We start from the raw sequence: 18071 nt of genomic DNA, 5'->3' as shown, positions 1-18071 counted from the left end.
TTGCCTAACGCTGTTTATATTGTGTTGGGCAGTAGCCGCGCGACACTCCCGCGGGGCGTAGTTTTCGATGTTTGGTATTGCGCCCCGACACACGTTCTCGCCACAAGCGGAAACTGCCGGGCTTAAGTTGCGAACGCATAAACTTCACAACCTGCTTTTCCTGTAGGCCAAATTGTTCTTCAATAGCTTCAAATGGCGTGCGGTCTTCCCACGCCATTTCTATAACGCGCGATACTTCAGATTCAGTCAGATTCATAAACAGGCTACTTAGTTGTTTTTATTCAATTACGTTAGCCTTTGTGAATCAGATCTTCACAGCTACACCTGCTCTATTCTATAAACCGTAAAGATGGCCTGCGTATCTTTATTTTAAGATGTGTTGTACTAGGCTTAATAGTAGAGAAAGCGAAACTCACTGACATTTTAACGATTAAGGAGGCTTTATGACTGGGCCAATGAATCCGAAAATTAAAAAAGACGAGCAGGATCTTAGCGAAGAAGAAAAGCGGAAGCTGCAGTCGCAGCAGGACAAAGAAAACCAGAGCCGTGAAGACCACAGTCGGCCAAATTCAACTCATGACACTCACTCGCAGAAAGATAAGCAGATAGCCCCGGAGCAACGTGGCCGGGACTCTCAGTAATTATCGTCTGATTGAGAAAGGAGGGAACCATGCCAGACGTTTGGCGCGACAAAGACGAGCGTATGTATCAGCATATTAAGCAGTCACAGCTGGATGACGGAAAGAGTGAAGACGAAGCAGAGGAAATTGCCAGTCGCACTGTGAATAAGCAGCGACGCGAGGAGGGGGTTACCGATAACACCACTACTCAGGGGACAGGTAATCCCAATACTCGGCTGGAGGAGCGCACCAAAGATGAGCTATACAATAGAGCGCAGCAGCTTAATATTGATAACCGCAGCCAAATGAGTAAAGAAGAATTGATTGAGGCTATAAGGCAAAAGCAGTAAGGGATTAAAGCTGACGAATGTCTGTTTTGGTGGTTTAATATAGCCACCAGTTTGGGAAATAAAGCAGTCAAATTGTCATGGCCGACACGCAGTACATAACCAAAAATCGTCTCTCTCAGGAAGTGAATAAAGCCCGCGTATGGGTCGCTATTATTGGCGCACCTATTGCGGGCTTTTTAATGTACAAATTACCAAACTTCTGGTGGGTTGTCGGATTAATTTACCTCTTCAGTATTATTGGGGCGGCATCTACTAAGCGTTCGGGTGCCAGAGGCGAATTAAAAACACTGAAGCTGCTAAAAAAGCTCCCCGATAGCTATGTGCTGTTTAATCAGGTCGACGTACCCAATTCGCGAGCAAAACGCGGCTTCACGGAGCTGGATTTAATCGTGGTGGGCCCTAACGGTGTGTTTGTTGTGGAAGTAAAAAACAACAACTCTAAAGTAACGGGAGATGAGCAATCTTCTAATTGGGTAGCCCATAAAGTAGGGCGCAAAGGTGGCCGGTATACAGCCAAAGTTCGAAATCCAATAAAGCAGTTAAAAAAGCAAATACATGTATTGGCAGAGCATTTGAAGAAAAACCGCGCATCTACCTGGATAGACGGCGTTGTGTTTTTCTCACACCGCAGCGCTCGGGTTAAATTGTCTTCACCACCCAGCGTGCCAGTGATTGAACGTAAAGGGCTGGTCGAGTATATTTTGAACTATCAGCCCAAGCGGGCACCGTTAAATGTTGAGAAAGTCGTCCAACAATTAATAGAACTTAAGCAAATGACGAGCTGAAGGATGTATAAAGAACAAACCCTTAGGGCGAGGCTGGCCCGGAAAATCAAAGGCATTCCTGCCTGGCTCTGGTTATTAACCATCTACCTTAGTTACTTTACGCTCTTGCACTTTATCGGCCAGGGATTTGCAGTTTTGTTCGTAGCCGCAATCGTTGCCTCTGCGTCGCTTATTAGCTCCAGAGATCGAGAGCAGAATAAAGTTAAAAATATCATGACTTTGTTAGATGTGAATGGTGACAAGTTACGTGTTGGTTTGGAACAAGTCCCCAATAAAAAACTGAAACGCGTAGCGGTGGGCGAGTACGACGAGGAATACGCTATTTTACAGTTCCCTTTTAATTAGCAAGTCTCGAGTGACCATCTATTCCCCATTCAGCAGCTCAATTCAGTCCGCGAATTTTTCAAAACGCATTACCCTCAAGTTGAATTGATCACCTAATTCTTCACACGTTTGCCATCAATTGTTAACAAAATAGTAACAAAGTTCTTTTAATGTGACTTGGTGTGTGGTACTTATGAGTTGTGGTTTTTTTGTTAACAAACAGATTAACTGCAGCGCTAATACCATAATTAAAAAAGTTGTATCAAAAAAGCAGAGGGTCATAACATGGATCATTCAGAAGAACTGCAAAAGGTTAATGACAAGTCTGGTAAGGGTCGCGCGGCAAAACGTAAATGGCGTGAAATAGAACAACTAAAAGAGAAGTACCGGTTGCGGGAAGAACTCTCTGATATGGATTACTCGCTTGAACTCGATTTAGAAGAAATCGAACTATAAAAAGAACGCCGTCTGGGTTACCTCAGACGGCGTTTTGCTTTTGGGCTTACTGCTCTTGTTTTTAGAAAGAGCTTAGCGAATTTGTGCCAGCATTTGTTTTAATGCTTTTGGCGCACCGGCTGCTATGTTGCCTGACTGAATGTAGTTGTGGCCACCCTGAAAGTCACTGACTATGCCACCGGCTTCGCGAACCAATAATTCGCCAGCCAACATATCCCAGGGCTTAAGACCCATTTCCCAGAAGGCGTCGTGGCGTGCTGCTGCAACGTAAGCTAAATCCAGTGCTGCTGCGCCTGCGCGACGAACATCGGCACAGTGCTCAAATAACTTGCTGAACATTTCCAAATATTCGGGCGTCCGGTTTTTCATTTTGAACGGGAAGCCTGTTGCTAGAATAGCGCCTTTTAATTCCACTTTAGGTGAAATACGTAAACGACGACCATTTAGCTGTGCACCGGCGCCGCGGGTAGCGGTGAATAACTCTTCGCGCATAGGATCGTAAACAACGGCCTGTTGAACAGAACCTTTGTGAAGTAACGCTATGGAGATACAAAAATGAGGGATACCGCGCATGTAATTGGTCGTGCCGTCTAGCGGATCAATAACCCACTGGAAGTCGTTTTCTTTTCCAGCCTGAGTACCGCTTTCTTCTGCGATGATGCCGTGATCAGGGTAAGACTTTTTAATGGTGTTGATAATAGCCTGCTCTGCGGCTTTATCCATATCAGTAACCCAGTCGTTCAAACCTTTTGATTCGGCTTCAACAGGACTGCCCTGGTCGAAATTTTTAACTAAAATTTTGCCGGCCGCACGCGCTGCGCGCACCGCAATATTTAACATCGGATGCATACCAATTACCTGTGCTGTAAAAGAACAATTTTCGGTCGCGGATCATACCAGTGTTACGGTATCATGCCAAACTTTTCCATAAGCCGAGAAAAACTCAAGGGAAACGCCATGCTTGATAACATTCGTATTGTTCTGGTGAATACGTCTCATACCGGAAACATAGGCTCTGTCGCCCGTGCCATGAAAACTATGGGGTTGTCCAAATTGACCTTAGTGGATCCTGTGCAGGAGCCTGACAGTCACGCATCGGCGTTGGCTGCTGGTGCAACTGATATTTTGGCGTCGGCGATTATTGTGGATACTCTGCAGGAAGCCATAGCCGACTGTGGTCTGGTTATTGCCACCAGTGCCCGGAATCGGACCTTAGACTGGCCGTTGTTAGGTCCGCGGGAATGTGCGGCAAAAGTATTGGAGGAGACCAGTCAGCATCAGGTTGCTCTGGTTTTTGGCCGTGAAAACAGTGGGTTAACCAACGAAGAGCTACAACAAAGTCAGTTTCACTTACACATACCGACTAACCCCGATTACAGTTCACTGAACCTGGCTATGGCGGTGCAGACGGTGAGTTATGAGCTCCGTATGCAGTGGCTTGAATCGAAACAACGCGCCCCGGAAAACTTACCGGAATACCCACGCGCTGAAGATTTAGAACGATTCTATGAGCATCTTGAAAAAACTCTGGGGCAAACCGGATTTATCGTTCGTGAGCACCCCGGACAAGTCATGACGAAATTGCGTCGTCTATTTAACCGCGCCCGCCCGGAAGAAAATGAAATTAATATTTTACGCGGTATCTTAGCCTCTGTGGACAAATCAACGGGCAATACTTGACTAAAATAGTCGGGAATGTAGAATCTCAATACATTAACGATGAATTAAACAGCAGAGGAAACCACCATGCGCCTGACGTCAAAAGGTCGATACGCAGTAACAGCTATGCTGGACGTTGCGCTTTTTACGGCAAATGGTCCGGTGCCGTTAGCGGATATTTCTGAACGTCAGGGAATATCCCTGTCGTATTTAGAGCAGTTGTTTTCGCGCTTACGTAAGCATGGGCTGGTGGACAGTGTGCGAGGTCCGGGTGGTGGCTATCGTCTGGGGTGTGGCGCAAATGATATCTCTGTTGGTGCCGTCATTCATGCGGTTGACGAGTCGATTGATGCAACACGTTGTCAGGGAAAAGCTAACTGTCAGGGCGGGGAACGTTGTCTGACCCATTCTTTGTGGGAAGGGTTAAGCGACAGAATATCCGACTTTCTGGACGGTATTACGCTGGCTGAGTTGATGAAGAAACAGGACGTGGGTGATGTTCTGAATAGACAGAACTCGTTGCATAACCACAGTGAAGAAGAGATTAAGTTAAACTCTCACCTATAATATTGCCTTTAAGTTGTCAGGAGCAAGCAAGTGTCTAAGTTACCCCTTTATTTTGATTATGCTGCAACCACGCCAGTCGATCCTGTTGTAGCAGAAAAAATGATGGGTTGTTTAATGCAGGACGGCTTGTTTGGTAACCCGGCATCGCGTTCGCATAAGTACGGCTGGCAGGCAGAAGAAGCTGTCGATATAGCCCGAAATCAGGTTGCTGACCTTATTAATGCCGACTCGCGCGAAATTGTTTTTACCTCAGGTGCTACAGAATCAGATAACCTTGCCATAAAAGGCGCAGCTCAATACTACTCCGCTAAAGGCAAGCACATTATTACGCTTAAAACCGAGCATAAAGCGGTATTAGATACCTGCGCGCAGTTGGAAAAAGAAGGCTTTGAAGTGACTTATCTGGATGTCGGAACAGACGGGTTGCTCGATATGGATATGTTTCGCTCAGCCTTACGCGAAGATACGGTGTTAGTGAGCGTAATGCTGGTTAATAACGAAATTGGCGTGCTTCAGGATACAAGCACTATAGGTCACTTGTGCCGTGAAAATGGCACAGTATTTCATGTCGATGCCGCTCAGGCGTCCGGCAAAGTGCCAATGGATATGGCGGAATTACCGGTCGATTTAATGTCACTTTCTGCGCACAAGATGTATGGCCCCAAGGGTATTGGCGCATTGTATGTACGCCGCACTCCGCGGGTTCGGCTGCTTGCGCAAATGCATGGCGGGGGGCACGAACGAGGCATGCGTTCAGGCACTTTACCAACACACCAGATTGTCGGCATGGGTGTTGCTGCAGAGCTTGTTCTTAGCGAGCTGGATCTTGAGCCTGCGCGAGTGGAAAACCTCCGTCAGCGTTTATGGAAGGGGGTTAGCCAGTTAGAAGGTGTAACCTTGAATGGCTCTGACCAGCAACGGGTACCGCATATTACTAACATCAGTTTTGCCGGGGTAGATGGCGAATTGCTGCTAATGGCGTTAAAAGATCTCGCGCTTTCGTCTGGCTCAGCTTGCACATCGGCTAGCGTCGAGCCTTCGTATGTTCTCAGTGCTTTAGGGGTTGGGCATGAGCTGGCAATGAGTTCACTGCGCTTTAGCATTGGCCGTTATACTTCCGAAGAAGACATTGATAGTGCGATAGAACTTATCCACCGCACTGTAGGTACTTTGCGAGGCGCTGCTTAGTCTTTCAGCAAGCCGGCAAAGGTTTTACGGAATTTAGCCAGCTTCGGTGAAATTACCGCCTGACAATAGGGGTTTTCCGGGTTTCTGGCGTAGTAGTTTTCGTGATAATCCTCGGCCGGATAAAACGTTCCCAGCTCAGTTACTTCTGTTGCGATAGGAGCAGCAAAAGCGTCATCAGCTTCCAACTCTGCAATAATGTCTTCGGCTTCGCGTTTTTGCGCGTCGTTATGATAGAAAATTGATGTGCGATATTGAGTACCGACATCGTTGCCCTGACGATTCACCTGAGTTGGATCGTGCAGAGTGAAAAAGATTTCTAAGATTTGACGGTAAGAGATCTGCTCTGGATCGTATTGGAGTTGCGCGACTTCGGCATGTCCCGTTTCGCCACTGCAAACCTGCTCGTAGGTTGGGTCAGTTGTATGACCGCCAGTGTAACCTGACTTAACCGACTGAATGCCTTTTACCTGAAGGAAGGCTGACTCAACACACCAGAAGCAACCACCACCGAGAGTGGCTTGTTCGTATTCATTGTTCGCCATGTCAGAACTCCTTATTGTCAAATAGACGTCTATATGGCTATATAGGTTCTTTCATCCTAGCTGAGAATGAATAAAAAAACAATCACTGGGTATTCGATTTCTGCGTCTATCTCACGTATAATCCGCGCGACTAACTTATCCCTTAATTTTATTGGAGTTTATAACCATGGCTTTAGAGCGCACTTTATCAATTATCAAGCCTGATGCAGTTGCAAAAAACTTAATCGGCGCTATCTACAACCGTTTTGAATCTGCGGGTCTTCGCATTGTTGGTGCTAAAATGATGCACTTAAGCAAAGAACAGGCAGAAGGCTTCTACGCAGAACACAAAGAACGTCCTTTTTTTGGTGCTTTGGTTGAATTCATGACTTCAGGCCCTATCGTTGTTCAGGTTCTCGAAGGTGAAGACGCTGTACGTAAAAACCGCGACATCATGGGTGCTACGAATCCTGCAGAAGCACTGGCAGGAACGATTCGTGCAGACTACGCTGAAACTATAGACGAAAATGCGGTACACGGTTCAGATGCAACTGAATCTGCAGCACGTGAAATCTCTTATTTCTTCAGCGACGAAGAAGTTTGCCAGCGTACTCGCTAAGACTGTATTTGAATGTAGCCTGATGTTCTTAGGTAGCCTGACGTTTATGTCAGGTGAGATCCTGACATAAACGTCAGGCTACAAAAATGTCGAGGCACATCAGAAAACCGGAGCTTTATGACCAACGCAATAGATAAAAAAGTGAACTTGCTCGACCTGAATCGTGAAGGAATTAAAGAGTTCTTTCGTGAGATGGGTGAGAAACCATTTCGTGCTGAACAAGTAATGAAGTGGCTGTATCACTTTTGTGTCGATGACTTTGATGAGATGACGAATCTTAATAAAGCGTTGCGTGAAAAGCTCAAGCAAGTCGCTGAAATACGCGCGCCTGAAGTTCGTGAACAGCAGCAGTCATCGGACGGTACGATTAAGTTCGCAATGACCTTGTTCGACGGCCAGGACGTGGAAACAGTGTGGATCCCCGAGGGTGATCGCGCTACTTTGTGTGTGTCCTCTCAGGTTGGTTGTGCATTAGAGTGTACTTTCTGCTCAACCGGGGCTCAGGGCTTTAACCGTAACCTCAGTGTGGCGGAAATCATCGGCCAGGTATGGCGGGTGAACCAGCTGCTAGGGGCTTATGGAAAAACCGGAATTAAACCCGTAACGAACGTGGTCATGATGGGCATGGGCGAACCTTTGCTTAATTTAAACAATGTTGTTCCGGCAATGGAGTTAATGTTGGATGACCTGGGTTTCGGTTTATCCAAACGCCGCGTTACTTTAAGTACTTCAGGTGTTGTTCCTGCGTTGGAAAAATTGCGCGAACGCATCGATGTGATGTTGGCTATTTCGTTGCACGCACCAGACGATGAGCTGCGCAACGAAATTGTACCTATTAATAAGAAGTACAATATTGAAGAATTTCTGGCATCCAGCCGTCGTTATGTTGAGCAGTCAAAAGCTCAGCGTAAAGTAACGGTAGAGTATGTCATGCTGGACCATGTTAATGACTCAACCGATCAGGCACATGCGCTGGCAAAAACCTTAAAAGATACCCCGAGTAAAATTAACCTTATTCCATTTAATCCTTTCCCGGGTTCGGATTACGGACGCTCTAGTAACTCGCGGATTGACCGTTTTGCCAAAGTACTTATGGAGTACGGTTTGACGGTAATGGTACGGAAAACTCGTGGGGATGATATCGATGCAGCTTGCGGGCAATTAGTGGGCGATGTCATCGATCGTACAAAACGTATATTGAAACGTCAGCAGCAACAGCGTGGTGGAGAGGCAATAGCTGTAAAGACCACGTAAATTTACAGAGTCGCAGGCACAAGGAGTGTGATAATGCGAACCGCTTTATTATTGATAGCCGCAGCGCTATATGGTTGTACCGCTAACCCTGAACAGTCGGTATCTGTGGGTAATGATGTACGGTTGCAGCTTGGACTTGCTTATTTGACGCAGGGCAAATTGAAGCTTGCGTATCCGCATTTGCAAACCGCATTGACGAACAATCCCCGGTCTCTGAATGCCAATCTTGCCCTCGGGCAATGGTATTTAGCGACAAATGACGTTGATTCAGCTTTGTCACTTTACCAACAGACATTATCATGGCAACCTATGAGCGGTGCATTGTACAATAACTATGCGGTTGCACTGTGTGTGGCTGGTGACTGGAAAAAAGCACTCAGGTATTTTGATAAAGTGGCATTGGATCCAGCGTATCCACATCATGCCAGAGCTGAGGCTAATAGAGCCGAATGTTTGGCCCGGCTAAGTCACGACGCAGTTCAACCATAACAGGGAAACCCCTTACAATCATGACTGCTGAAAACGAATCAACACAAGATAATAACAAGCCAGAACCGGAAGCGGCACAAGAAACAAAGCAAAAGCCGAGTAAAAGTCCTGGTGAAATTCTGAGAGAAGCCCGTGAAGCTAAAGGTTTAGAGCAGCGCGAGGTTGCAGACCAGTTGCGTTTGCGAAAGCAGATTATTGAGTTGCTGGAAGCCGATGAGTATTCAACTTTTTCGACGGCAACCTTTATTAAAGGTTATTTACGTTCCTACGCCAAACTGCTTGATTTAGACGATACCGAGCTGTTTGAGGCTTACAAAGCCAGAGGCTATAAAGAAGTTGAAAGCAGCCAGATGCAGAGCTTCTCTAGACGCAAAAAGCATGAAGAAAGTGACAACCGCTTAATGTTAATTACGTATGTGGTTATCATTATTGTTGTTGCTTTGGTTATTTGGTGGTGGCAAGAGCCGGATCTTGGTTTTAGTGAAGGTGAAATCGGCACACAGGAAAGCACAGAAGTTTCCCCGGTAAACACTGATGACAATGCTGATAACGTCGATGATATTGAAATTTCAAATCGGCCGACAGAGCCACAAATTGAGCCGAATGAAGATGAAGCCGTATTAGAGTCTGAAGTTGAAACCGGTGACACGAATGTTGCGGTCGAGTCGGTGCAAGAACCCGTTAGTGAAAGTGGCGAGAATACCAACGAGAATACCAACGAGAATAACGATGAATCGTCGGCCACTAATACCGAGCCCGCGGCTAACGATGTTAGTGATACGCAAGAGTTACCAACTGAAACTGCCGAGCAGACAGATAACCAAACTGAAAGTTCGGTCGAATCAGAAGCTGTTGAACCATCGCCGCAATCAGAAACTGTTTCAGCCAGTCTGGTGCTAGAGTTTAATGAAGAATGCTGGGTTAAAATTGATGATGCTTCAGGTGAAACCCAGGCTGTTGGTGTAAAAGCTGCCGGCTACCGTATGCCGGTTCCGGGCGAAGCCCCTTTTTCAGTAACATTGTGTAAACCTGAAGCGGTTAATCTAAGCTTTAACGGTAACGCTTTCGATATGAGCCAGTTCCGGACTGGGCGTGTTGCACGGTTTACCGTTCCGTCAGAAGAGCAGTAGAGGTCAATTTAAGGTTATGATGCACGAAAATCCAATTAAACGCCGTCCTTCACGCCGCTTATATGTAGGTAATGTGCCTATTGGCGATGGCGCACCGATTGCTGTGCAGTCCATGACAAATACTGAAACAACCGATATAGATGCGACTGTTGCGCAAATAGAAGCTTTGGCTCAGGCCGGTGCGGATATTGTTCGTGTGTCTGTACCCACAATGGAAGCCGCCGAAGCTTTTAAGCAAATAAAGCTGCGCAGCCCGGTACCGCTGGTTACTGACATTCATTTTGATTACCGCATTGCGCTTAAAGTTGCCGAATATGGCGCTGACTGCTTACGTATCAATCCGGGTAATATTGGTCACGAAGACAGAATAAAAGCTGTAGTAGATGCAGCGCGTGAACGTAACATTCCAATTCGTATTGGGGTCAACGGCGGTTCGCTGGAAAAAGACTTACAAGAAAAATATGGAGAGCCGACAGCCGAGGCGTTAGTGGAATCGGCAATGCGCCATGTCAACATTCTCTACAAGCTGGACTTCCACGATTTTAAAGTCAGTGTTAAAGCGTCAGACGTTTTTTTAGCGGTTGAATCCTACCGTTTATTGGCGAAAGAAATTGATCAGCCGCTGCATTTAGGCATTACAGAAGCTGGCGGTAAGCGTAGCGGCGCGGTGAAATCGTCGGTTGGTTTAGGTATGTTGCTGGCCGAGGGGATCGGTGACACCCTGCGGGTTTCGCTCGCGGCTGACCCGGTTGAAGAAATTAAAGTTGGTTTTGATATATTAAAGTCACTGCGTATTCGTGCCCGGGGTATCAACTTTATTGCCTGCCCCAGTTGCTCCAGACAAGAATTCGATGTTATTAACACCGTTAATGCCTTAGAGGAGCGTCTGGAGGATATTACTATTCCAATGGATGTTTCAATAATAGGCTGTGTTGTGAATGGTCCGGGTGAGGCTCTGGTATCGCATGTCGGCCTCGCCGGCGCTAAGAATAAAAGTGGCTTGTACATTGGTGGAGCACGTCAAAAACTCCGACTGGATAACCAGAATTTAGTGGATGAACTGGAAGCCCAAATTCGCGAGCAGGTAAAGTTCATTGAAGCTAATAAAATTGACGTAAAAGAAATTGACGGTTGATTTTACCCGCATCGACAAAGTCCCTATAATACCCGCTTATTTTCTGTATCGATAACCAGACGAGAAGGTTCCGTGGCGAATACAATCCAAGCAATTCGTGGCATGAATGATTTGTTGCCAGAGCAAAGTCCGGCCTGGCAACAGGTTGAAGCAGTAATACGACGTGTTGCTGCAAGCTACGGGTATAGCGAAATCCGTATGCCGGTGCTGGAAAGCACACAACTGTTTAAACGCTCTATTGGTGAAGTTACCGATATTGTCGAAAAAGAAATGTATACCTTTGATGACCGTAATGGTGAAAGCGTGACCTTGCGTCCGGAAGGGACAGCAAGTTGCGTGCGTGCGGGGAATCAGCACGGTCTTTTGTATAATCAAATTCAGCGTTTGTGGTACATGGGGCCTATGTTCCGGTACGAGCGTCCGCAAAAAGGTCGTTATCGTCAGTTTCATCAGTTTGGTATTGAAACCTTTGGTTTAGAAAGCGCCGATGCCGATGCGGAAGTCATTCTGCTTTCGGCCAGATTATGGCGTGAGTTCGGTCTTGCCGATCAGGTAGAGCTGCAGCTGAACTCTCTGGGTTCTAACGAGGCGCGCGCGAATTACCGCGACGCGTTAAAAGCTTACTTGTCTGACTATGAAAGTGAGCTGGATGAAGACAGTAAACGCCGGCTTGAAAGCAATTCGTTGCGTATTCTGGACAGTAAAGATGAGAAGACTCAGAAGATTCTGGAGGGTGCGCCTAGTCTATCCGAATACTGGGACACTGATTCAAAAGAGCATTTTGAGCAATTGACGGCTCGCCTGGAAGCGGCCGGTATTTCATATACCTTAAACGAACGTTTGGTTCGTGGCCTCGATTATTACAACCGTACCGTGTTTGAATGGGTTACCACCGCTCTGGGCGCTCAGGGTACTGTTTGTGCCGGTGGTCGTTATGACGGACTGGTTGAACAATTAGGCGGTAAGGCTACGCCTGCGGTCGGTTTTGCGATGGGTATGGAACGCCTGGTGCTGTTGCTGCAGGAACAAGGCAAGCTGACCCCAAGACGAGTGGTTGATGCTTACTTAATGCCATTAGGCGACGAAGCGGAACTAAATGCCCCGCGAATTGCCGAACAGCTGAGAAATGAGTTGCCGGAACTGCGCCTGGTAAGCCACTGTGGCGGCGGTTCTATGAAAAAACAAATGAAGAAAGCGGATAAGTCGGGTGCACAAGTGGCACTGATTATCGGCGCGGATGAAATCGCTCAGCAACAGGTAACTGTAAAGCCGTTACGCACTGCTGAAGAACAACAAACTCTGGGCTGGCAGGCACTTATTGAGTATCTGCAACCAATGACGAGAGGGTAGTCAGGTGGATGAAGAACAGCAAGTAGAACGTTTAAAAGAGTTCTGGAAAGAGCACGGTAAAGGTATTGTTGCCGGTGTGGTTATTGGCTTTGGCTTGTTTTATGGCTGGCGTTATTATGATCAGCATACGCTGGAAACTCAGCAGCGTGCCTCAGCAAACTACGAGCAACTGACGGCCGAACTCTCTGAAGGTAGCGAAAACGCTGTACTCGAAGCACAGGAGTTTGTCAGCGAGAATCCCGAAAATGTTTACGCGCAATTGGTGGCTTTGCAGTTGGCTCAGCACGCGGTTGAGCGCGCTGACTTAGCAACGGCGGTTACAGCACTGCAGTCGGTTGTTGACAGCGCCGAAGACGAAAACATGTCGGCTTTAGCCAGTATCCGGTTAGCCCGGGTGTTAATTGCTCAGGAACAGCTTGATGCTGCTTTAAACTTAGTTAAGAAACCGTTGCCAGAAGCTTATTCGGGTTTTGCCGCGGAGCTTGAAGGCGATATTTTGGCCGAGCAGGGTAATACCGAAGAAGCTCGAGCTGCCTACGAACGCGCATTGCAGGCGGGTGAGTCATTGACCCCGGCACTGCAAATGAAACTCAACAGCCTGGTTAAGTCATAATGCAATTGATTAAACGCTTTACCAAAGGCAGTTTGTTATTGACTGCTGCAGTTCTTGTTAGTGGTTGCTCTATTTTCGGCGACGATGATGAAGAGCCTAAATTCGCGGTGCTTCAGCCTATCTCAGAGCAAGTACAACCAAAAGTTTTATGGGATGCCTCTGTCGGAAGCGGTATAGGTGAGCACTTCTCCCGACTGAACCCTGTAGTTGAATATGGCAAGGTTTTCGCCGCCGATCGCAATGGCCTCGTCAGTGCTTTTGATAAGTCCACAGGTGAGCGCTTGTGGCGAATTGATTTGCGTCAGCGCATGACATTTGATGAAGCAACCGACGAGGACTGGTTCAGCGGCTTATTTGCAAGTCCTTTTCCAGCTCGCATATCTGGCGGCTTAGTTGCTCGCTACGATCGCATTTTTCTAGGCACTGAAAATGGTGACGTCGTTGCTTTAGATGCTGAAACTGGCGATGTTGTCTGGCATACCGAAGTGAACAACGAAGTCATGTCAGACCCTGCTGTCGGCGAGGGTCGTGTGGTTGTTCATACTGGTGGCGGAAAAGTCATTAGCCTGGACGCTGAAACCGGTGAAGAGCAATGGGAATATGAATATCAGACGCCCATGCTGACAGTGCGTGGGGCATCGGCTCCGGCAATTATCAGTGGCGGTATTGTGGTTGGCGACAGTAACGGCTCTGGTATGGTCCTCATTGCTGACAGTGGACAACAAGCCTGGACTCAGGCTATTGGTAAGCCCAGCGGAAGCACAGAATTGGAGCGTTTAGCCGACGTTGACGCAAGACCCGCTACCCAGGGAACAACGTTATATATGGTCGCCTTTAACGGCGAACTGGTTGCGCTTGAACTCATGAGCGGTGAAGTCCGCTGGAAACGCGATTACAAAGCGTTTGAAAATATGCTGGTGACGAATGGCCGAATTTTCCTAACAGATGTTAAAAGCCACGTTTACTCACTTGACCAGAGCGGTGGTATTGAGCGTTGGAGTAACACTGAGCTGTTTGGTCGTAAGCTGAGTGCACCGGCGTGGCATCGGGGTAACGTTGTGGTTGGTGACTTTGAAGGCTATTTGCATTGGCTGGACAGTGAAACCGGCGACGTCGTCGGCCGTTACGACGTTGGTGGCGATGGAGTCTATGTTGCTCCTGTCGTTGATAACAACGTTATGTATGTACAAACTCGGGACGGTGATATCATCGCACTCGATACTCAATCAGGAAATGAATAAGAGATGTTACCTGTTGTCGCGCTGGTAGGGCGCCCAAATGTGGGGAAATCCACGCTTTTTAATCGTTTAACGCGGACTCGCGATGCATTGGTAGCGGACTTTCCCGGGTTAACCCGGGATCGTAAATACGGTCAGGCAAACTACGACGGTTATCAATTTATTGTTATTGATACCGGTGGTATTCATGGTGATGAAGAAGGCATAGATGAAGAAATGGCAAAGCAATCACTGCTTGCTGTTGATGAAGCCGATGTCGTTCTTTTCATGGTGGATGCGCGTGACGGTGTTACCGTTGGTGATCAGGCTATTGCGAACCATTTGCGTAAGCAAAATAAGAAAGTTTACCTGGTCTGTAACAAAATTGATGGTATTGATGCCCATTCGGCGATGGCCGACTTCTATTCGTTATCTTTAGGCGAGCTTTACGGTATTGCAGCAGCTCACGGCCGAGGGGTTGAGCTGCTACTCGAAACTTGCTTCAAGCCAATAGCGGAAGAATACCCCGATGTTATCGTGCCCAAGGACGTTGAGTCTGAGGAGCTCGAGCACGATGAAATTGACTACGATAAACTGCCACTAAAATTGGCTATTGTCGGTCGCCCGAATGTCGGTAAGTCAACCTTAATCAATCGTATAATGGGTGAAGAGCGGGTTGTCGTTTATGACATGCCGGGCACTACTCGTGACTCCGTGTATATTCCTATGCAACGGAACGAACGAGAATACGTTTTGATTGATACCGCTGGAGTCCGTCGTCGCGGACGTATTGGTGAGGCTATCGAGAAATTCTCGGTGGTGAAAACCCTGCAGGCAATTGAAGACGCAAACGTTGTCCTTATTGTGGTTGATGCGCGTGAAACCATCAGTGACCAGGATCTCAACTTAATTGGTTTTGCATTAAATGCCGGTCGCTCAATTGTTATTGCGGTGAACAAGTGGGATGGTTTGCAAAACGACCACAAAGAAGAGATAAAGCGTGAGCTGGATCGTCGCTTAGGTTTCGTCGACTTTGCTCGCTTGCATTTTATCTCCGCACTGCATGGTACGGGTGTTGGGCATTTATTTGAGTCGGTTGAAGAGGCTTATGCCAGCGCAACGCAGCGAATTAGTACCTCTAAGCTCACCAAAATAATGGAAATGGCGCAGGAAGAACATCAGCCGCCACTGGTTAGTGGCCGTCGGGTGAAACTTAAATATGCGCACGCAGGTGGCTATAATCCACCGCGTATTATTATTCATGGTAACCAGGTAAAAGACTTACCGGGAGCTTATCAGCGCTATTTAATTAACTACTTCCGGAAGTCTCTGGGCGTTATGGGTACGCCAATAAAAGTAGAATTCCGTGAACCGGTTAACCCGTATGAAGGTAAGAAAAACCAGCTGACTTTGTCACAGCAGCGAAAACGCAGACGCTTGATGAAATTCCTGAAGAAGAAAAAGTAGTTTTAAACGAGAAAGCCTGCTAACTGAGCAGGCTTTTCTTTATCTATTAATGAAAATCTGAAGGAGTAAAGCGGTACTCGGTCAGGCAATAATCACAGGTCATCATAATTTCGCCTTCCTCGGCTAAAATTTCCTGAATTTCTTCCGGGCTTACTGAAGCCAGTGCCTCTAATGTACGTTCACGAGAGCAGCCACAAACAAAGCTGACTTCCTGTGACGGGTACAGATGCACTTGCTCTTCATGATAAAGACGATGCAATAGCTCTTCTGCTGGTAGGGTAAAAATTTCTTTAGCAGTAATGGTATCGGTTAAGGTCGCCAGATGCTCGAATCCGGTTAAGTCCATTCCTGTTGCCGGCAGGCGTTGCAATAGCATTCCGGCAGCATGCTCTCCATCGGCGTGCAGCCATACCCGGGTGTGCAACTGTTCTGACTGTTCAAAATAGTCTTCCAGCATAGCTGCAATTGAATCGGCACTGGCGCTGACAACGCCCTGATAACGCTCACCCGTGTTAGGCGTCAGGGTTATAATGAGCTGACCTTTGCCTATCATTGATTGCAAATCGGTGCTGTCAATTTCGGATCTTAACCGAGCTATGCCTCGAAGCTCTTGGTTATGATTGCCATTAACCGCAATAAAGTTAAGTGGTCCATCGCCCTGAAGTTGCACTGCAATATGACCTTCAAATTTTAAAGTGGCAGTTAACAGCGATACGGCAGCCATCATTTGCCCAAGCAACTCCTGAACCGGCGCTGGGTAGTCGTGGCCACGGATCAAGGTTTGATAACTGCTGGTCAACTGAACGAGTTCACCTCGCACATCGTGCTCTTCAAAGGTGTAGCGTGACAATTGATCAGTTGGGTATTCCATGGGCACTCCTGTTTATCGACAACGAGCGGTTTATTCACCGCTGTCTTTCATTCTGATAAGCTGACGGCGCTGTTTCTTATCTGGCCGTCCATCCGGGTGCGGATTATACAACGCATTAAGCTTTCTTGCTTCCGCATTTTTTTCGCGCTTTTCTATACTCTCAGGCGTTTCTCTGTATAGCAATTGCGCCTCACTGGCACCGCGGCGTTGCTCACTTAACTCCAGGACTTCAACTTCTTTTGTATCGAAGCCCTGACGCAAAGTGATAAAAGCGCCAACCTGCACAACCTTAGAAGGCTTGCTACGTTGCCCGTCATAATGTACTTTGCCTGACTGAATCATCTGTCGGGCAAGTGCCCTGGTTTTGTAGAATCTTGCTGCCCACAGCCATTTATCCAGACGGATGGGACTTTCTTTTCGAGTCTTTGTCATAAAACCGCAACGAATTCGTTATAAACTTTGTGTTAATCGATTGTTGACTCATGTCGCCTGCGCTAGAATGCATGAATCGCCTTTTGTCAGTGTAACAAGAATAAGAATAAAGTGACTGCCCGACTCCAACAAATATTTAAAGATACTCAAATGTGGCGCCGCTTAATGCAAGCGCTAACGGCTTTCGCATGGTTTTTGGTTGCGGTATTGCTGGCCCGGTTTACCTGGTCACTGATTAACCCGGCTGAGCCCGGCGGCAGTGCGGTCTTACCTAAAGTGGCGGTTGACTCAGCTGCAACCAACAGCATGAACTTAGAGACCTTAACTGAGCTGAACCTTTTTGGAACAGCAGAGCGGGGGAACCGTTCTGATAGCGTTCAAAACGCGCCCAAAACATCATTAAATGTCCGTCTGATAGGCGTATCTGCCAGTTCTAACCCGGAGCGTTCTGCGGCTATTATTCAGCAAGGCAGCAAGCAACAAACCTACATTATTGGTGAGAGCTTGGGCAGTTCTTCAGTGACGGTGGAAGAAATTCATGCCGATCGCGTTATTCTTGATAATAACGGCCGGTTAGAAACACTGAAAATGGAAGACATTGGCGAAGACAGACCGGCATTGTCTCTAGTTATAGATGACTCAGATAACGGTGGTACGCTGGTACCTGTCGATAGTGACGAAGGCGCTCCCGTTGATAATGCAGCTGTTGAACGGCAATTGGCACAAGTTGCTGATAATCCATCGTCGTTACTTGATTACGTGAATATTTCGCCAGTACAAGCGAATGGCGAACTAAAAGGATACAAACTGAATTCAGGCAAGAATCCGGAGTTATTCCGGGATGCAGGATTTCAGAACGGTGACTTGGCAGTGGCTATTAACGGCTATGATCTGACCGACATGGAGCAGGCGATGCTTGCTAGTCAGGAACTGTCGGAACAAGAACAGGTCAGCATAGAAATTGAGCGCGACGGTGAACGGATGGAACTGTCGTTTGAGCTACCGGTAAAACAGGATAATTGAT

At 47.2% G+C, this 18071-nt stretch carries 23 protein-coding genes; 18 read left to right on the top strand and 5 right to left on the bottom strand.

Annotation, left to right across the window (positions count from 1 at the left end; translation table 11 throughout):
- Positions 1 to 4: 4 nt before the first annotated feature.
- Complete coding sequence (locus tag U0358_RS10495) at positions 5 to 256, bottom strand: TIGR03643 family protein (RefSeq protein WP_034822359.1); 252 nt, start codon at positions 254 to 256, stop codon at positions 5 to 7.
- A gap of 187 nt (positions 257 to 443) precedes the next feature.
- Here U0358_RS10495 and U0358_RS10490 point away from each other — a divergent pair, with 187 nt between their 5' ends.
- The 5 genes from U0358_RS10490 (at position 444) to U0358_RS10470 (ending at position 2535) form a co-directional block, all read left to right on the top strand.
- Positions 444 to 641 carry a hypothetical protein gene (locus U0358_RS10490; protein ID WP_317497336.1) on the top strand — a complete coding sequence of 66 codons (198 nt, stop codon included), beginning with the start codon at positions 444 to 446 and terminating at the stop codon, positions 639 to 641.
- A 29-nt stretch (positions 642 to 670) separates the two neighbouring features.
- Positions 671 to 970 (top strand): Rho termination factor N-terminal domain-containing protein, encoded by a 300-nt coding sequence (locus tag U0358_RS10485; RefSeq protein ID WP_317497335.1) that lies wholly within the window; start codon positions 671 to 673, stop codon positions 968 to 970.
- A 77-nt stretch (positions 971 to 1047) separates the two neighbouring features.
- Positions 1048 to 1755 (top strand): nuclease-related domain-containing protein, encoded by a 708-nt coding sequence (locus U0358_RS10480; RefSeq protein ID WP_322406213.1) that lies wholly within the window; start codon positions 1048 to 1050, stop codon positions 1753 to 1755.
- Between the two features lie 3 nt (positions 1756 to 1758).
- On the top strand, positions 1759 to 2100 hold the full coding sequence (locus U0358_RS10475) for a hypothetical protein (RefSeq protein WP_322406212.1): 342 nt from the start codon (positions 1759 to 1761) through the stop codon (positions 2098 to 2100).
- A gap of 264 nt (positions 2101 to 2364) precedes the next feature.
- Complete coding sequence (locus U0358_RS10470; RefSeq protein ID WP_011235272.1) at positions 2365 to 2535, top strand: DUF3545 family protein; 171 nt, start codon at positions 2365 to 2367, stop codon at positions 2533 to 2535.
- Between the two features lie 72 nt (positions 2536 to 2607).
- Here the strand turns inward: U0358_RS10470 and suhB are convergent, their stop codons facing one another.
- Positions 2608 to 3384, bottom strand: coding sequence for an inositol-1-monophosphatase (suhB, locus tag U0358_RS10465; RefSeq protein WP_317497332.1), 777 nt, complete (start codon positions 3382 to 3384; stop codon positions 2608 to 2610).
- 108 nt (positions 3385 to 3492) lie between these two features.
- On the opposite strand from suhB, the gene trmJ reads away from it, so the two are divergent.
- The 3 genes from trmJ to U0358_RS10450 all read left to right on the top strand — a co-directional run bounded on the left by trmJ (position 3493) and on the right by U0358_RS10450 (position 5949).
- Positions 3493 to 4215: a tRNA (cytosine(32)/uridine(32)-2'-O)-methyltransferase TrmJ gene (gene trmJ / locus U0358_RS10460; protein ID WP_322406210.1), complete on the top strand. Its 723-nt coding sequence runs from the start codon at positions 3493 to 3495 to the stop codon at positions 4213 to 4215.
- Positions 4216 to 4281: 66 nt separating this feature from the next.
- A complete protein-coding gene (iscR, locus tag U0358_RS10455) occupies positions 4282 to 4761 on the top strand; it encodes a Fe-S cluster assembly transcriptional regulator IscR (protein WP_317497330.1) in 480 nt (159 codons plus the stop codon).
- Between the two features lie 30 nt (positions 4762 to 4791).
- The gene (locus tag U0358_RS10450) at positions 4792 to 5949 is read left to right on the top strand and encodes an IscS subfamily cysteine desulfurase (RefSeq protein WP_322406209.1); all 1158 of its coding nucleotides are present in this window, start codon (positions 4792 to 4794) and stop codon (positions 5947 to 5949) included.
- On the opposite strand, the gene msrA is transcribed toward U0358_RS10450, so the two are convergent.
- Positions 5946 to 6491 (bottom strand): peptide-methionine (S)-S-oxide reductase MsrA, encoded by a 546-nt coding sequence (msrA, locus tag U0358_RS10445; RefSeq protein WP_322406208.1) that lies wholly within the window; start codon positions 6489 to 6491, stop codon positions 5946 to 5948. The genes U0358_RS10450 and msrA overlap by 4 nt on opposite strands.
- Positions 6492 to 6657: 166 nt before the next feature.
- Here msrA and ndk point away from each other — a divergent pair, with 166 nt between their 5' ends.
- The 9 genes from ndk to der all read left to right on the top strand — a co-directional run bounded on the left by ndk (position 6658) and on the right by der (position 15744).
- A complete protein-coding gene (gene ndk, locus U0358_RS10440) occupies positions 6658 to 7089 on the top strand; it encodes a nucleoside-diphosphate kinase (RefSeq protein ID WP_011235266.1) in 432 nt (143 codons plus the stop codon).
- Positions 7090 to 7206: 117 nt separating this feature from the next.
- Positions 7207 to 8343, top strand: a complete 1137-nt coding sequence (locus tag U0358_RS10435; RefSeq protein ID WP_317497327.1) for a dual-specificity RNA methyltransferase RlmN — start codon at positions 7207 to 7209, stop codon at positions 8341 to 8343.
- A gap of 33 nt (positions 8344 to 8376) precedes the next feature.
- Complete coding sequence (locus U0358_RS10430) at positions 8377 to 8832, top strand: tetratricopeptide repeat protein (protein ID WP_317497326.1); 456 nt, start codon at positions 8377 to 8379, stop codon at positions 8830 to 8832.
- A 20-nt stretch (positions 8833 to 8852) separates the two neighbouring features.
- A complete protein-coding gene (locus U0358_RS10425) occupies positions 8853 to 9962 on the top strand; it encodes a RodZ domain-containing protein (protein ID WP_317497325.1) in 1110 nt (369 codons plus the stop codon).
- Positions 9963 to 9978: 16 nt separating this feature from the next.
- Positions 9979 to 11097 (top strand): flavodoxin-dependent (E)-4-hydroxy-3-methylbut-2-enyl-diphosphate synthase, encoded by a 1119-nt coding sequence (ispG, locus tag U0358_RS10420; RefSeq protein WP_322406207.1) that lies wholly within the window; start codon positions 9979 to 9981, stop codon positions 11095 to 11097.
- Between the two features lie 72 nt (positions 11098 to 11169).
- Complete coding sequence (gene hisS, locus U0358_RS10415) at positions 11170 to 12447, top strand: histidine--tRNA ligase (protein ID WP_322406206.1); 1278 nt, start codon at positions 11170 to 11172, stop codon at positions 12445 to 12447.
- A gap of 4 nt (positions 12448 to 12451) precedes the next feature.
- The gene (locus U0358_RS10410; RefSeq protein WP_322406205.1) at positions 12452 to 13060 is read left to right on the top strand and encodes a tetratricopeptide repeat protein; all 609 of its coding nucleotides are present in this window, start codon (positions 12452 to 12454) and stop codon (positions 13058 to 13060) included.
- Positions 13060 to 14301: an outer membrane protein assembly factor BamB gene (bamB, locus tag U0358_RS10405; protein ID WP_322406204.1), complete on the top strand. Its 1242-nt coding sequence runs from the start codon at positions 13060 to 13062 to the stop codon at positions 14299 to 14301. The genes U0358_RS10410 and bamB overlap by 1 nt, the downstream gene beginning before the upstream one ends.
- Before the next feature lie 3 nt (positions 14302 to 14304).
- Positions 14305 to 15744, top strand: coding sequence for a ribosome biogenesis GTPase Der (gene der, locus U0358_RS10400; RefSeq protein ID WP_317497320.1), 1440 nt, complete (start codon positions 14305 to 14307; stop codon positions 15742 to 15744).
- 46 nt (positions 15745 to 15790) lie between these two features.
- Here the strand turns inward: der and hslO are convergent, their stop codons facing one another.
- Both hslO and hslR read right to left on the bottom strand, forming a co-directional pair.
- Complete coding sequence (gene hslO / locus U0358_RS10395; RefSeq protein WP_322406203.1) at positions 15791 to 16615, bottom strand: Hsp33 family molecular chaperone HslO; 825 nt, start codon at positions 16613 to 16615, stop codon at positions 15791 to 15793.
- A gap of 30 nt (positions 16616 to 16645) precedes the next feature.
- On the bottom strand, positions 16646 to 17047 hold the full coding sequence (gene hslR / locus U0358_RS10390; protein WP_317497318.1) for a ribosome-associated heat shock protein Hsp15: 402 nt from the start codon (positions 17045 to 17047) through the stop codon (positions 16646 to 16648).
- A 150-nt stretch (positions 17048 to 17197) separates the two neighbouring features.
- On the opposite strand from hslR, the gene gspC reads away from it, so the two are divergent.
- Positions 17198 to 18070 carry a type II secretion system protein GspC gene (gspC, locus tag U0358_RS10385; protein WP_322406202.1) on the top strand — a complete coding sequence of 291 codons (873 nt, stop codon included), beginning with the start codon at positions 17198 to 17200 and terminating at the stop codon, positions 18068 to 18070.
- The last annotated feature ends 1 nt before the right edge of the window (position 18071 follow it).

This window comes from Idiomarina sp. PL1-037 (assembly GCF_034422975.1).
Taxonomy (GTDB): domain Bacteria; phylum Pseudomonadota; class Gammaproteobacteria; order Enterobacterales; family Alteromonadaceae; genus Idiomarina.
The sequence above is the reverse complement of the archived record's forward strand: the minus strand, read 5'-3'. Positions and strand labels throughout refer to the sequence as shown.

What these genes read in the sequence shown, in the direction of transcription:
- der (WP_317497320.1), top strand. Translation starts at nt 14,305, where the DNA reads ATGTTACCTGTTGTCGCGCTGGTAGGGCGCCCAAATGTGGGGAAATCC.
- U0358_RS10435 (WP_317497327.1), top strand. Translation starts at nt 7,207, where the DNA reads ATGACCAACGCAATAGATAAAAAAGTGAACTTGCTCGACCTGAATCGT.
- iscR (WP_317497330.1), top strand. Translation starts at nt 4,282, where the DNA reads ATGCGCCTGACGTCAAAAGGTCGATACGCAGTAACAGCTATGCTGGAC.
- U0358_RS10430 (WP_317497326.1), top strand. Translation starts at nt 8,377, where the DNA reads ATGCGAACCGCTTTATTATTGATAGCCGCAGCGCTATATGGTTGTACC.
- U0358_RS10480 (WP_322406213.1), top strand. Translation starts at nt 1,048, where the DNA reads ATGGCCGACACGCAGTACATAACCAAAAATCGTCTCTCTCAGGAAGTG.
- U0358_RS10470 (WP_011235272.1), top strand. Translation starts at nt 2,365, where the DNA reads ATGGATCATTCAGAAGAACTGCAAAAGGTTAATGACAAGTCTGGTAAG.
- bamB (WP_322406204.1), top strand. Translation starts at nt 13,060, where the DNA reads ATGCAATTGATTAAACGCTTTACCAAAGGCAGTTTGTTATTGACTGCT.
- U0358_RS10475 (WP_322406212.1), top strand. Translation starts at nt 1,759, where the DNA reads ATGTATAAAGAACAAACCCTTAGGGCGAGGCTGGCCCGGAAAATCAAA.
- gspC (WP_322406202.1), top strand. Translation starts at nt 17,198, where the DNA reads ATGTGGCGCCGCTTAATGCAAGCGCTAACGGCTTTCGCATGGTTTTTG.
- hslO (WP_322406203.1), bottom strand. Translation starts at nt 16,615, where the DNA reads ATGGAATACCCAACTGATCAATTGTCACGCTACACCTTTGAAGAGCAC.
- trmJ (WP_322406210.1), top strand. Translation starts at nt 3,493, where the DNA reads ATGCTTGATAACATTCGTATTGTTCTGGTGAATACGTCTCATACCGGA.
- msrA (WP_322406208.1), bottom strand. Translation starts at nt 6,491, where the DNA reads ATGGCGAACAATGAATACGAACAAGCCACTCTCGGTGGTGGTTGCTTC.
- U0358_RS10485 (WP_317497335.1), top strand. Translation starts at nt 671, where the DNA reads ATGCCAGACGTTTGGCGCGACAAAGACGAGCGTATGTATCAGCATATT.
- ndk (WP_011235266.1), top strand. Translation starts at nt 6,658, where the DNA reads ATGGCTTTAGAGCGCACTTTATCAATTATCAAGCCTGATGCAGTTGCA.
- ispG (WP_322406207.1), top strand. Translation starts at nt 9,979, where the DNA reads ATGATGCACGAAAATCCAATTAAACGCCGTCCTTCACGCCGCTTATAT.
- U0358_RS10495 (WP_034822359.1), bottom strand. Translation starts at nt 256, where the DNA reads ATGAATCTGACTGAATCTGAAGTATCGCGCGTTATAGAAATGGCGTGG.
- U0358_RS10490 (WP_317497336.1), top strand. Translation starts at nt 444, where the DNA reads ATGACTGGGCCAATGAATCCGAAAATTAAAAAAGACGAGCAGGATCTT.
- suhB (WP_317497332.1), bottom strand. Translation starts at nt 3,384, where the DNA reads ATGCATCCGATGTTAAATATTGCGGTGCGCGCAGCGCGTGCGGCCGGC.
- hslR (WP_317497318.1), bottom strand. Translation starts at nt 17,047, where the DNA reads ATGACAAAGACTCGAAAAGAAAGTCCCATCCGTCTGGATAAATGGCTG.
- U0358_RS10425 (WP_317497325.1), top strand. Translation starts at nt 8,853, where the DNA reads ATGACTGCTGAAAACGAATCAACACAAGATAATAACAAGCCAGAACCG.